The organism is Paenibacillus contaminans, from assembly GCF_003285015.1.
In the GTDB taxonomy this organism is placed as follows: Bacteria; Bacillota; Bacilli; order Paenibacillales; family NBRC-103111; genus Paenibacillus_V; species Paenibacillus_V contaminans.
Map to the genome: position 1 here is coordinate 140,757 of NZ_QMFB01000016.1, position 13,283 is coordinate 154,039.

The window sequence follows — 13,283 nt, forward strand, 5'->3', positions numbered from 1 at the left end:
CGCATGAACATTGATTTCTACAATCGGACAGGAGATTCCTGCCCCTCGACAAAACTAGAAGAAATGCGTCATAACTCGTCAAAAGAGCCTATGGATCGGAACGAAACCGATGCAAGCTTACCCTTTGAAAAACATATGGGACGCCGTCCGTTTGAACAGCAGCCACCATCCGGCTTTTCTCACTTCCACCGGAGATTCGATATCGAATTCCGCGAGCTGCTTGTCGTCTTTATAAACGACCAGCTTGCCGATTTTTTGGCCTACGACGATTGGAGCTTTGAGTGTCGTATCGAGCACCAGCTCGTGGCGGATGCCTTGGCCGGCATCGCCCTTCTTCATCAGAACGCTATACTGATGCTTCGCGGTAAGCGGAACGTTTTCCAGCACGCCTTTGCGCACTTTAAACGTGCCGATTTCTTCGCCCGTTTTGAAAATCGAGTAATTTGTATATTGGGAGAACGCATAGTCGAACAGCTTTGTGACCTCGGCGTTGCGTGTTTTGGTGTCAGGCTCGCCCAGGACGACTGCAACGATACGCAAATTATCGCGTTTGGCCGTAGCGGACAAACAGAACTTCGCTTCGCTCGTATAACCCGTTTTCAAGCCGTCTGCGCCTTGATAAAAGCGCACGAGCTTGTTCGTATTCACGAGCCAGAAAGGCTTCTCGGAATCTTTGCGAAGGTAATCTTGATATACGCTAGTAAACTTCGTGATTTCCTCATGCTTCAGCAGCTCGCGGGACATGATCGCAATATCTTGCGCAGTCGTGTAATGATTATCCGCCGGAAGGCCGTTGCAGTTGACGAAATGCGTGTTTTTCATGCCAAGCTGCTGCGCCCGCTCGTTCATCATTTGGACGAAAGCTTCTTCGGAGCCGGCGATTTTCTCCGCCATAGCCACCGAAGCGTCGTTGCCGGACGCCATCGCTATCCCTTTCAGCATATCCTGCACGGTCATTTCTTCGCCCGGCTCGAGGAAAATTTGCGAGCCGCCCATGGAAGCCGCATATTCGCTTGTCCGGACTTTATCGTCCATCTTGATTTTGCCTTGATCAAGCGACTCCATAATCAACAGCATCGTCATGATTTTCGTGATGCTCGCGGGAGGCAGCTTTTCGTCCATATTTTTTTGCGCCATTATCGTTCCGGTATCGACATCCATCAGAACGGCCGACCGCGCATTCGGCGTCAAATCGATAGCTTTGGGCTCCGCCGCCTTTGCTTCTCCGGCCGGCTTGGCAGCGTCCGCCTTCGGTTCGGCAAACGCTGCTGGCGTCAGCACTCCGAAAACGGCGATGTGCAGACAAAGTAAGGTTGCAATCGTTCTTTTCAGCATATTCTCTACCCCTCCGAGCATGTTTTTCCTAGCTTTCTGCTGCTTCTTATCCATTGTTGACCAATTGTCTGGAAAATATTCGGACAGAGCGGTGATTCTAATGCCGCATAGAGGGGAAATCGATTGCTAAAAATAGAAGCGTACAGTCGTGTGAACGTTTGATCGTTTTAAAACCATGAAACGGGGTTGTATGCATGAAGGTTATACTAAGTTCGGTTATCGTTGTTTTCTTGCTTATGCTGCCTGTCGTGCCCTCCGTACATGCGGAGATTGTCCTTCCGCTTCCGTCGCCTGTCGTCGAACAAACGAGTCCCGAGGCGGACGAAACAATCGAATCCCAAGCCGCCCGTGCGGGAAGAGGAAGCTATAGATCGCCTACAGGCGGGTATCGAGCCCCTACAACCGGTACCGACCGAACGGGCAGAAATACGCGCGTAAACGAACCGACCGGACAGACGCCTGCTGCGCCTGCGACCGGCCGGTTCGGCTTCTTCGGCGGGCTGGCCGCAGGAACGCTGCTCGGATCGATTTTAAACCCGTTCGGCTTCGGCGGATACGGCGCCGGCTTCGGAGGCTTCTCGTTGATCGGCATCGTTTTTTGGGCCGTTATCTTGTATGTCGTATACCGCCTTATACGGAAATGGATGCGTTCGACCGGCGGCAGCCGGTAAATCGGTCCAACGCAAACAACCTCCATCCCGCTTCGATTGGAAGCGGATGGAGGTTGTTTTTTGTTGGAATCAAAGGCTGTTCTTTTTCTGAAAAAGCATGCGACAGCCATGTTCAATTATCTTTTATTGCTTGCCGAGCATATGGATCGGGTGGCCAAGCGCGATCTCGGATGCTTCCATCACGATCTCGCCAAGCGTAGGATGCGCATGGATCGTCAGCGCGATATCTTCCAGGGTCGCGCCCATTTCGATGGCAAGACCGATTTCTGCGATCAGATTCGATGCTTCCGGTCCGACAACTTGTCCGCCAAGCAGGATTTGCGTTTCTTTATCGGCTACGAGCTTCACGAAACCTTCGGTCGCATTAAGCGACTGCGCGCGTCCGTTGGCCGCGAACGGGAACTTCCCGACGGAAACGGTATAACCTTGCGCCTTCGCTTCGGTTTCGCTTAGTCCGACGCTGCCGATTTCCGGATCCGAGAACACGACTGCCGGTATGGCTTTATAATCGATCACGCTGGAAAGTCCTGCGATCGCTTCCGCAGCCACCTTTCCTTCGTAAGATGCTTTGTGCGCAAGCGCTGGGCCTGCCACGATATCGCCGATCGCATAAATGTTCGGTACGCTCGTTTGACATTTTTCGTCGATTTCGATCAAGCCGCGATCCGTCACCTTCATGTTTAGCAAATCCAGTCCGAGATCTCCGTCCGTATTCGGGCGGCGCCCTACGGTTACGAGTACATATTCGGCCGTTGCCTTTTTCTCTTCGCCTTTAACCGTGAACGTTACGGTAACGTCGTTCTCGGTTTTCTCATGGCTTTGCGCGAGCGCCTCCGTATGCACATCGACATCGAGCTTTTTCAGGTTGCGCGCGACAAGCTGCGAGAATTCCTTCTCGAAGCCGGGGAGAACCGTATCCGAGCCTTCCAGAACGGTAACCTTCGTGCCGAATTTCGCGAACGTTTGGCCAAGCTCGATCCCGATATATCCGCCGCCGATGACGATCAAACTTTTCGGAATTTCCTTAAGCTCAAGCGCTTCGGTCGAAGATAAAATACGGCCGCCGTACGGGAATGCCTTCAGCTCGATCGGGCGCGATCCCGTTGCAATGATACAGTGCTGAAAACGGTAGCGAGGCGCTTCTTGATCGTTGAATACGCGCGCTTCCGATTCATTGATGAACATGACCTCGCCTTGGAACGTTTGGATCTTGTTGCCCTTCAACAGAGTCGACACGCCGCCGATCTGTTTTTTGACGATGGACGATTTCCATTCCTGCACCTTCGTAAAATCGACCGATACGTTTTCCGCTTTGATGCCGATAGCTTCGCCATGCTTCGCCGCTTCGTATTGGTGAGCAGCCGAAATGAGTGCTTTGGACGGTATGCAGCCGCGATTTAAGCACACGCCGCCTAATTCGGATTTATCGACGATGAGTACGCTCTTGCCCAGCTGTGCGGCACGTATAGCGGCAACATAACCGCCGGGGCCTGCACCGATGACTAGAACGTCAATATCTAGAGATGCGTCTCCTACTACCATCGGATTATACCTCCATCACGAGCAGCTCGGGATCGGCCAGAAGCTGCTTGATATAGTTCAAGAAGTTTTGCGCGGTTGCGCCGTCGACGATCCGGTGGTCGAAGCTTAGGGACAGCGCCATCACAGGAGCGATGACGATCTCGCCGTTTTTGACGACCGGCTTCTCGGTGATGCGGCCTGTCCCAAGGATGGCCGATTCCGGGAAGTTGATGACAGGCGTAAAGAACATGCCGCCGGCAGAGCCGATGTTCGTAATCGAAATCGTGCTGCCCTTCAGCTCGTTCGCGCCAAGCTTGCCCTCACGTCCGCGGGTCGCCAAATCTTTGATCTCCGCAGCGACGGACCAGACGTTTTTACGGTCGGCATCGAAAATAACGGGAACGATCAAACCATTGTCCGTATCCGTTGCGATACCGATGTTGTAGTACTTTTTGTATACGATCTCGTTGGCCGCTTCGTCGATCATGGCGTTCATAACCGGGAATTGGCGGCATGCCGCAACGAGCGCTTTGACGATAAACGGCAAGTAAGTCAGCTTAACGCCCTTCTTCTCGGCGAGCGGCTTCGCTTTCTGGCGGAGCGCGACAAGCTGCGTTACGTCTACTTCATCCATCAGCGTAACGTGCGGAGCCGTATATACGGATTTGACCATTGCATTCGCAATGATCTTGCGGATTCCTTTGAAAGGAACGCGCTCTTCGGTGCGATCGCCGACCGGCTGCGAAGCAGGTGCGTTTACGGCTGCCGCCGGCGCCTGAGCTTCTTCCGAAACTTGCGCCGCTTCGGCCGGAGCTGCAGATGCGCCGCCGCCGGCGAAGGCGAGCACGTCTTCGCGCGTGATACGTCCGTTCTTGCCGGTCGCCGGCACTTGAGCGATCGTTACGCCTTGCTCGCGAGCGAGCTTCCGCACGCTTGGCGTTGCCAGCACGAGCTTAGAGTCGCCGCTTGCCGCAGCCGGTTGAGCGGGTGCGGCAGGCGCTGCCGCAGCTGGAGCTGCAGGAGTTGCCGAAGGAGCCGGTGCAGCCGCTGCAGGCTGAGTGTCGGCCGCCGCTGCTGGTGCAGGCGCATGTGCCCCCGCTGCGCTTTGCGAAGCCGGTACTTCGCCGGCGACTTCGATCGTCGCGACAACTTCGCCGATATTGCAAATTTGTCCTTCCGTCACGCGCACTTCAACGATCGTGCCGTTAACCGGACAAGGAACCTCAACAGTCGCCTTATCGTTCTGCACGTCCATAATAATGTCTTCGTCCGTAATCTTGTCGCCTGGCTTAATGTGCAGCTTGACGATTTCGCCTTCGTGAATGCCTTCGCCAAGCTCCGGGAACGTATATTCAAAAATGGCCACCCAGGTGTCCTCCCTCAATTTGCGTTTAAGTAGCCCCATTGGCCGGTTAAAGGCTTTTGGGGCTGTATCGGTCATCTCTTATTCATTGTGATATCCGTAAAATCGTTTCTAGAAATCGAGCGTTTGGTTAATCGCCGCTACGATACGCGCAGGTGTAGGCAGCCAAGCGTCTTCGATTTGGGCGAAAGGATACACGGTATCCGGTCCAGCCACGCGAAGCACAGGCGCTTCCAAGTGAAGAATCGCTTTCTCGTTGACTTGAGCGATAACTTCGGCTGCTACGCCGGACGTTTTTTGCGCTTCCTGAACGACGATAGCGCGGTTCGTTTTCTTGATCGATTCGACGATCGTATCGATATCGAGCGGCATCAGCGTGCGCAGGTCGATAACTTCCACTTTGGCGCCCCGCGTTTTCTCGATCTCTTCCGCCGCTTTAAGGGAAGTGTGAACCATCATGCCATAAGTCAGGATCGTCACGTCCGAGCCTTCGCGGACCACATTGGCTTTGCCGATCGGAACCGTATATTCGCCTTCAGGCACTTCGGCGCGGAATGCACGGTACAGATTCAGATGCTCCATGAAGAAAACGGGATCGTTGTCGCGGATAGCCGAGATGAGCAAGCCTTTGGCATCGTAAGGATTTGAAGGTACGACAACCTTGATACCAGGCGTCTGCACGAGCAAACCTTCGAGCGAGTCCGTATGAAGCTCGGCCGCTTTTACTCCGCCGCCGAAAGGCGTACGGAACGTGATCGGGCTATTATAACGGCCGCCGGAACGGTAGCGCATGCGAGCGGCTTGTACGCAAATTTGGTCAAGCGCTTCATAAATAAAGCCCACAAATTGAATCTCCGCGATCGGACGGAAGCCTTGAATCCCCATCCCGACCGCCAAGCCGCCGATTGCCGATTCGGCCAGCGGCGTATCGAAAACGCGCTCCTCGCCGAACTCTCCTTGCAATCCTTCGGTTGCACGGAATACGCCTCCGACCTTGCCCACGTCTTCCCCGAAAACGAGTACGTTCGGATCGCGCTGAAGCTCGACGCGCATTGCGTCTTTTATCGCTTGAATCATTGTCATCTGTGCCATTGTTCCACTTTCCTCCTCTTGTAAAAGCAAGCCGTCCGGCACCGCCGCGAGCGGCGCCGGAACAAAGATATCGTTACGCGAATTGCGATTTTTGCTCTTCCAAATATTGTGGCGTCGTCTCGAACATCGAATCGATGAGTCCGGCAACGGTCATTTTTTCCGTTTCTTCGGCTTTCTTGATCGCCTCGGCTACGGCAGCCTTCGCTTCTTCTTTCACGCGCGCTTCTTCCTCTTCGTTCCAAAGCCCCTTCTTCGTAAGGAACTTGCGGAAGCGATTCAAAGGATCCTTCGGCTCCCACTCGCCTTCTTCTTCCTTCGTGCGATACTTTGTAGTATCGTCCGCCATGGAGTGCGGCTTGAAACGGTATGTCAACGCTTCGATCAGCGTCGCTCCTTCGCCGTTGCGCCCGCGTTCCGCAGCGTCGCTAACCGCTTTGTATACGGCCAGAACGTCCATGCCGTCTACTTGCACGCCTTGAATACCGGCCGCTACCGCTTTATGAGCTACCGACATAGCCGCTGTTTGCTTGGCAAATGGCGTAGTGATCGCATAGCCATTGTTCTGAACCACATATACGACAGGCAGCTTGAACGAGCCTGCGAAATTCAGTCCTTCGTAGAAGTCCCCTTCAGAGGATCCGCCGTCGCCCGTATACGTAATGGCAACGCGCTTCTCGCCGCGTTTCTTGAATGCCATTGCAACGCCCGTGGCATGCAAAATTTGCGCGCCGATAATAATTTGCGGCATCAGTACGTTGACACCTTCAGGAATTTGTCCGCCGTGCTGATGACCGCGGGAATATAAGAAAGCTTGGTACATCGGAAGACCATGCCAAACGATCTGCGGCATATCGCGATAGCCCGGGCAAATGAAATCTTCCTTGTTAAGCGCAAATTCGCTGCCGATCATCGAAGCTTCTTGTCCGGAAACCGGCGCGTAGAAGCCAAGGCGTCCTTGACGGCCCAAATTGACGGCACGTTCGTCCCAAGTGCGGGTAAACACCATGCGTCTCATCAGCTCGCGCAGCTGGTCGTTGCTCAAATCCGGCATCGCGCTTTCGTTTATTACATCCCCATCCGGAGAAAGAATAGATAACGGAGTAACCGGCTCGACCTTCACAACATGCGAATCCGTTTGCTTCTGAAGATCTTTGACTGCATTGCTCATTGCGTGCACCTCACCTGTAAATTGTTTGATCACTAAGCTCTGTTATACAAATATTATATTACTGTTTCGTTAACATTTCCACAACAATATTGTAAAATGAATATATTCGACCATAACTGTTGCAAAACAGAGCAACAACTTTACTATAACAGTTATGCGAAAACAACCGTCAAACAGCGGTTTTCATGTTTTTCCATGAAAGTCTTCAGCCGCAAAACCTGCAAGTATGACGTCTTCTCAAAAAGCGATCTCTTCTATTGTTACCCATGATCGGCCGTTTGTTTCCGTTTAGTCCATAAAAAGTTCAGCGGCCGCCACTTTAGAAATCAAGGAGGCTTCATCCGAAATGTTCGATAGCCGGCATTACGCCCGAACGATCGTTAAAGAAAACATCCGCTCATCCGCGCTTGGCAAAGAGCGCCCTCTTACCGTTTATTTACCGCCGGGATACAATGAACTGCTGTCATACCCGGTCATTTATTGTCAGGACGGGTTGGAATTTTTTAATTTCGGCCGCATCGCTACCCAAACGAATTACATGATCATGGAAGAAAATGTGGAGCCGCCCATTATCGTAGGCGTGGAGGTTGACAAAGCGCTGCGATCGGAGGAATACGATCCGACAGGCGCGCGATTCGAGGCGTATCGCGATTTTTTCATAAACGAACTGCTGCCGGGGGTGGAGTCGCGCTTTCCCGTCAGACGTTCGGCGGACGAACGTATTTTGGCAGGCGATTCGCTCGGCGGCACGGTAAGCCTGCATCTTGCGCTCGATGCCCCGCAGTTATTCCGTAAAGTCATCGCCTTGTCGGGAGCGTTCTATGAAGCGACGCAATTGCGGCTTCAAGAAGAGACCGATCTGTCATTTCTGGAGCTGTTTATGGCTGTTGGGCTGCAGGAGCAAGCGGTCGAGGTAAGCAGAGGCGTCTACGATTTCCTGCAGGCAAATCGAAACGCCGCGCGGTTATTAACCGAACGCGGCGCAAAAGTAAGCTATGAGGAGAAAGACGGCAAGCATTTATGGGGTTTTTGGCAAAACGAGCTGCCGTCCGCGCTTCGCTTGTTTCTCGGCTGATCATTTGTCATACCGCTGGCGGAGTTTGTGCGACATCTCTGAGACTTCTTCCCGCGTAACTCCTGCCGTTTCAAAATCAACTATAACGCCGGATTTCGCTTCTAATACGCGTCTTACTGAGCCGGCGAACGCTTCCGCGGAAGGAACGCCCGCCAGCTCCTGTAGGCTCGCCATGCTCCCCGGCCTTACTAGCGGATATCCGGCAGCGTTCGTTCCGCCGGCTGCCTCGTCGTAAAATCGGCGGGCAAGCGCCGCCCTCTCCTCGCCGCTGGCTTCCACTACGATGAAAGCTTGCACGACATAAGCTTTCGTCTGCCTGCGCTGGGCGATCCCGCAAAATTTGCGGCCTCCGATACTCAGGTCGTAGTCGCCCGGGCAGTAGGCGCCTGAGATTTCCCCGTCGGCCACCGCCCCCATCTCCGTCCATGGCGCTAAACTTTCGCGAATCAATTCGACCATGATTTTAAAATCTTCGCGGAAATGAATGTTATTATCGGGATTCGGCAATATGATCGACAAATTGACGACTCCAAGATCCAGCGGAACCGCAGCCCCGCCGGAATTGCGCACGACCGTTTCCAAGCCCGCCAGCCGCAGCCGTGTCATCGCGTCTTCTGCGTTTGGCAGCCGCCTGTCCCGCAGTCCGACAACCATCGCACCCGGATGACGCCATAGGTGAACGATCGGTTTCGCACCCGCCCCTACGCGCCTGCATGCAAGCTCATCCCACGCGAACGGAAACATGATGTCGAAAGCCGGCTGCACTTCCGTTGAATCGAGTATATGAAAGCCCTGCGGCCACGGATTTTGCTGCATAATGAAACTCTTCCTTTCCCTTAGCGGATTCAATCTCCCATTTTACATGCCGGGCCGTGAAGAAAACAATATCCAGCCATCGAGAAGTCATTGATATGACAAAAATTCAGGTACGAATAATAGTCTTTCAAGTCTTATCCTATAGATTTCAAGGATGTAAGGCATTTGATTGTGCAACGGATAGTGACCCTCATCATGAGGCAAAGCTTACTATTCGTGAGGAAAACCTCACTATTTCTCGCCGGAAACCCGTGTTTCGGTGAGGTAATAAGGCAAACGCAACTAGTAGTGAGGCAAATGAAATTGATAGTTGCGTTTGCCTCACTGTTTGGCGAAAACGATCATTTCACCGGTGGAATAGTGAGGACAGCCTCATGAACAATAAGGTTTTCTCCACTAATCGCACGGTTCGTGCATAACCACTACGAGTTCCGTGTTTGCTTTCGTAACCAGCTTTNCTACGAGTTCCGTGTTTGCTTTCGTAACCAGCTTTAGACTTGATGACGGACTAATGACATCGGTTCGTTAGGCGTGTACGGATCAGGAAGGAGCGCCAAACGTCTTCAATGGACATTTGGCATTGGCCCGCTAATGAAAGGGGCCTTCTAAAAATATAAACAAAAAAGCTTCCAAACCACAGCTAAAGTGAGGGATGAAAGCTTATTTGATTGCTAAACAGCTCGTTAAGGAGCAAGGAAAAGGGGAATTGACTTTCAGGATGCCTCCGTTTATGCCAAAACCCCCCGCCCTTGATGGATATAGATGTAGAAATGATTTTCCAGTTACCTCAGACTTTCACAAGAGAAGAAGGGGCCCTTTTGGAAAGCCCCGCCTATTGTTTCCGTCAGATGCGAACACGTCTGGGGCAGCCGTTATATTACGTTTGTTTCTTGGCGGCACCGCAAAAGCGCTCGAGCGCTTCCTGCAAAATCGCACGCGGACAAGCAAGATTGATGCGCAAATATCCTTCCGCTTCCGTTCCGAATACGGAGCCTTCGCTAAAAGCGACCTTCGCCTTCTTGAACATCAGATCCTTCAAGCCTGGAACATCTAGACCTAGTCCGCGGCAGTCGATCCACAGCAAATAGGTGCCCTCGGGACGCATCGGCTTCACTTCAGGTAATTGCTCGTTCAAATAGTCGATCGCGTAATCGACGTTTCCTTGCAAATAAACCTTCAGCTCGTCAAGCCACGCTTCCCCTTCGTTATAAGCAGCCGCTACGGCGTCCACATTAAAAAAATGCATCATATGCAAGCTTAACGTCTTAAGCCGGTAATCGAACTTCCGCTTTAGCTCCGGATTCGGTATCGCTACGAACGAAGATTGCAACCCGGGCAAGTTGAAGGTTTTCGTCGGGGCCAGGGTGGTCAGCGTAAGTTGTGCGATTTCATCCGACAGCGATGCGAACGGAATATGCTTATGTCCCGGCAGCGCAAGATCGCAGTGAATTTCGTCGGACACGACGATAACGCCGTATTTCAAACAAAGCTCGGCTAGCTTTTCCAATTCCCCGCGTTCCCAGACGCGTCCTCCCGGATTGTGCGGGCTGCACAACAGCATAAGCTTCGCTCCGCCCTGCATCAATTGCTCCAAATGCGCGTAATCCATTTCATATCGTCCGTTGTTGATGACAAGCGGATTTTTGGCGACTTCGCGTCCGTTCATCTTGATCACGTCGTAGAACGGATAATAAACCGGCGATTGCAAAATAACTTGTCCCCCAGGCTCGCTGAACAACTCGACCGCAAGGCTTAACGCAGGCACGATTCCCGGCGTATCTGTCAGCCATTTCGGATCGATCGCCCACCCGTGCCTTCTAGCAAACCAGCCGGTAATGGCGTTCACATACCCCTCCGAACGAACCGTATACCCGTATGTTCCCTGCGAAGCCCGCTTTACTAGCGCTTCGACGACGGCCGGAGGACTTTCGAAATCCATGTCCGCCACCCACAGCGGCAGCACGTCCTCGTTTCCGAACAAACGTTCGGATTGATCCCATTTATAAGAATTCGTATTGCGTCGATCCAAAATCCGGTCAAATTCGTAAGTCATAAATCGTCACCTCTAAAAGTAGTGTGGAATTGTTATACATCCAACCTGCGCACGCCGTCTTTTGTTACGACTGCATAAACGAGCGGCTTACGGGCGGGTGCTTCCCATTCGACGCGATAAGCCGCCTGTACCCGGACGGCAATCTCCTGCAGCATCTTCTCGTCCGCTTGCTGTGCGTACAGGTCGGCGATCGTGTCCCCTTCGGCAATCGGATCGCCAACCTTCTTGCGCAAGACGATGCCGACTCCGTAATCGATCGCCGCATCTTTCGTCGCCCGCCCGGCTCCGAGCAGCATCGCCGCAATGCCGATCGACTCCGCGTCGATATGCGCGACGAAACCTTTTGATTCCGCGATCACCGGTACGACCTTGGCGGCGCCGGGCAGCTTCCCGGTATCGTCGACGACCGCAATGTCGCCTCCTTGCGCATCTATCAGCTCCCGCAGCTTCGCTATCGCGGCGCCGCTGCCGATCGCTTCGCGCAGCAGCGACTGCGCTTCTTCGAAATCCGCAGCCCGCTTGCCGAGCACGAGCATGTGCGCGCCTAACGCGATGCAAAGCTCCTGCAAGTCGGCCGGCCCGTTCCCGCGCAGCGTCTCGATCGATTCTTTAACCTCGAGCGCGTTGCCGATCGCAAAACCAAGCGGCTCGTCCATATTGGTAATCAGCGCGACCGTTTCGCGGCCGACCTGCTCGCCTATCGCCACCATCGCCTGAGCAAGCTCGATCGAACCCTCCAGCGTCTTCATAAAAGCGCCGCCGCCGGTTTTCACGTCCAGCACGATTGCATCCGCGCCCGAAGCGATTTTCTTGCTCATAATGGAGCTTGCAATCAACGGGATGGACTCGACCGTTGCCGTCACGTCGCGCAACCCGTACAGTTTTTTGTCGGCCGGCGTTAAATTGCCGGATTGGCTGACAAGCGCAAGCCCGTGCTTATTTACCTGCTCGATGAATTGCCCGCGGCTTCGTTCCACGTTAAACCCCGGAATCGCTTCGAGCTTATCGATCGTTCCGCCCGTATGACCGAGTCCGCGGCCCGACATTTTGGCTACGGGAACGCCTGCAGCCGCAACGAGAGGCGCCACGATCAGCGTTGTTTTGTCACCGACTCCGCCAGTACTGTGCTTATCCACCTTTACGCCGCGAATCGCGCTCAAGTCCATTTGTTCGCCGGAGCGTGCCATCGCAAGCGTCAAATCGGCTGTCTCGCGGGCCGTCATGCCGCGGAAGCATACCGCCATCGCCCAGGCCGACATTTGATAATCGGGTATCTCGCCGTTACAATAACCGTCGATCAGAAAAGCGATTTCCTCGGCGGTCATTTCGCCGCCTTCCCGTTTTTTCCGAATCAAATCAACCGTTCTCAACGTTATTGCCTCCCTGCCGCGACGATATATGTAAATTGCCATGCACGTTTCATTATACCTTATAATAGGCGACAACGATAAATCTCATCGGCGTCTTTTTTGACGGAGCGATAATCCGCTTTCCGAAATTCAAAAGCGACTTCGTAAGCATAAGCTGGGACCGGGGCGTTTACCAAGGTTCCACGATATACTTTCTAAGAAATTAAAAAAGAACGGACTGCCGTCGATCGGCAACCCGCCCTTTTTGGCTGGTGTATGTGTTTCGTCAATGCAGTATCGCTGTTGTCCGATTACTCGACAATCAACTTGGAAATCATGTCCAAATGACCTGTACCGCAAGGCAGGACACAATGAATTTCGTATTCGCCCGGCTTATCGAAAGTAACCTCTTTAATCGAGTTCGCTTTCGTCAGCGTCACGTCAAGTCCTTTGATTTCCACTTCGTGAATGCCTTCCTTCGATTGGAAAACGACGTTGAGCGTTTCGCCTTTCGCCACTTTATACTCGGGTTGATCGAACTTGAAGTTGGTGGCTACGAGTTTAAGCGATTTGCCCGCTCCCTCTTCGGAGGCATTTTCTTTGGCATGTTTGTTCACTTCGCTAAACAGCCCGGATAAACCAACGACGACTGCGATTATGACAAGCCCGAACATACTCCATTTATACATCGATGATTCCCCTCTTTCCTTCTGTCATTTGTACGCATTCCAAAAAATCGTCACCACCCCATTGTACAAAAAAACCGGCACAATTCCTTATGATTTTCATGACAAAGTCGTGAAACTTTTGTGACAAATCGGACGAAGTGAACGTTTTTCG

At 53.0% G+C, this 13,283-nt stretch carries 11 protein-coding genes; 2 read left to right on the forward strand and 9 right to left on the reverse strand.

The window, feature by feature from the left end:
- Positions 1-117 precede the first annotated feature (117 nt).
- A complete protein-coding gene (locus tag DQG23_RS25140) occupies positions 118-1,335 on the reverse strand; it encodes a D-alanyl-D-alanine carboxypeptidase family protein (RefSeq protein WP_113033784.1) in 1,218 nt (405 codons plus the stop codon).
- 194 nt (positions 1,336-1,529) lie between these two features.
- Between DQG23_RS25140 and DQG23_RS25145 the strand changes: the two genes are divergently transcribed.
- Positions 1,530-2,006: a hypothetical protein gene (locus DQG23_RS25145; protein WP_113033785.1), complete on the forward strand. Its 477-nt coding sequence runs from the start codon at positions 1,530-1,532 to the stop codon at positions 2,004-2,006.
- Between the two features lie 123 nt (positions 2,007-2,129).
- On the opposite strand, the gene lpdA is transcribed toward DQG23_RS25145, so the two are convergent.
- From lpdA to pdhA, 4 genes are all read right to left on the reverse strand, one after another.
- Positions 2,130-3,548 (reverse strand): dihydrolipoyl dehydrogenase, encoded by a 1,419-nt coding sequence (lpdA, locus tag DQG23_RS25150; RefSeq protein ID WP_113033786.1) that lies wholly within the window; start codon positions 3,546-3,548, stop codon positions 2,130-2,132.
- A gap of 4 nt (positions 3,549-3,552) precedes the next feature.
- Positions 3,553-4,893, reverse strand: coding sequence for a dihydrolipoamide acetyltransferase family protein (locus DQG23_RS25155; protein WP_113033787.1), 1,341 nt, complete (start codon positions 4,891-4,893; stop codon positions 3,553-3,555).
- Positions 4,894-5,001: 108 nt separating this feature from the next.
- Complete coding sequence (locus DQG23_RS25160; protein ID WP_113033788.1) at positions 5,002-5,982, reverse strand: alpha-ketoacid dehydrogenase subunit beta; 981 nt, start codon at positions 5,980-5,982, stop codon at positions 5,002-5,004.
- A 73-nt stretch (positions 5,983-6,055) separates the two neighbouring features.
- Positions 6,056-7,150: a pyruvate dehydrogenase (acetyl-transferring) E1 component subunit alpha gene (gene pdhA, locus DQG23_RS25165; RefSeq protein ID WP_113033789.1), complete on the reverse strand. Its 1,095-nt coding sequence runs from the start codon at positions 7,148-7,150 to the stop codon at positions 6,056-6,058.
- Positions 7,151-7,496: 346 nt separating this feature from the next.
- On the opposite strand from pdhA, the gene DQG23_RS25170 reads away from it, so the two are divergent.
- On the forward strand, positions 7,497-8,225 hold the full coding sequence (locus DQG23_RS25170) for an alpha/beta hydrolase (RefSeq protein ID WP_113033790.1): 729 nt from the start codon (positions 7,497-7,499) through the stop codon (positions 8,223-8,225).
- On the opposite strand, the gene DQG23_RS25175 is transcribed toward DQG23_RS25170, so the two are convergent.
- From DQG23_RS25175 to DQG23_RS25195, 4 genes are all read right to left on the reverse strand, one after another.
- Positions 8,226-9,041 (reverse strand): lipoate--protein ligase family protein, encoded by an 816-nt coding sequence (locus tag DQG23_RS25175; protein WP_113033791.1) that lies wholly within the window; start codon positions 9,039-9,041, stop codon positions 8,226-8,228.
- Positions 9,042-9,918: 877 nt separating this feature from the next.
- The gene (locus DQG23_RS25185) at positions 9,919-11,094 is read right to left on the reverse strand and encodes a MalY/PatB family protein (RefSeq protein ID WP_113033793.1); all 1,176 of its coding nucleotides are present in this window, start codon (positions 11,092-11,094) and stop codon (positions 9,919-9,921) included.
- 32 nt (positions 11,095-11,126) lie between these two features.
- The gene (locus DQG23_RS25190) at positions 11,127-12,464 is read right to left on the reverse strand and encodes a pyrimidine-nucleoside phosphorylase (protein ID WP_113033794.1); all 1,338 of its coding nucleotides are present in this window, start codon (positions 12,462-12,464) and stop codon (positions 11,127-11,129) included.
- A gap of 290 nt (positions 12,465-12,754) precedes the next feature.
- Complete coding sequence (locus DQG23_RS25195) at positions 12,755-13,132, reverse strand: cupredoxin domain-containing protein (RefSeq protein ID WP_113033795.1); 378 nt, start codon at positions 13,130-13,132, stop codon at positions 12,755-12,757.
- Positions 13,133-13,283 lie beyond the last annotated feature (151 nt).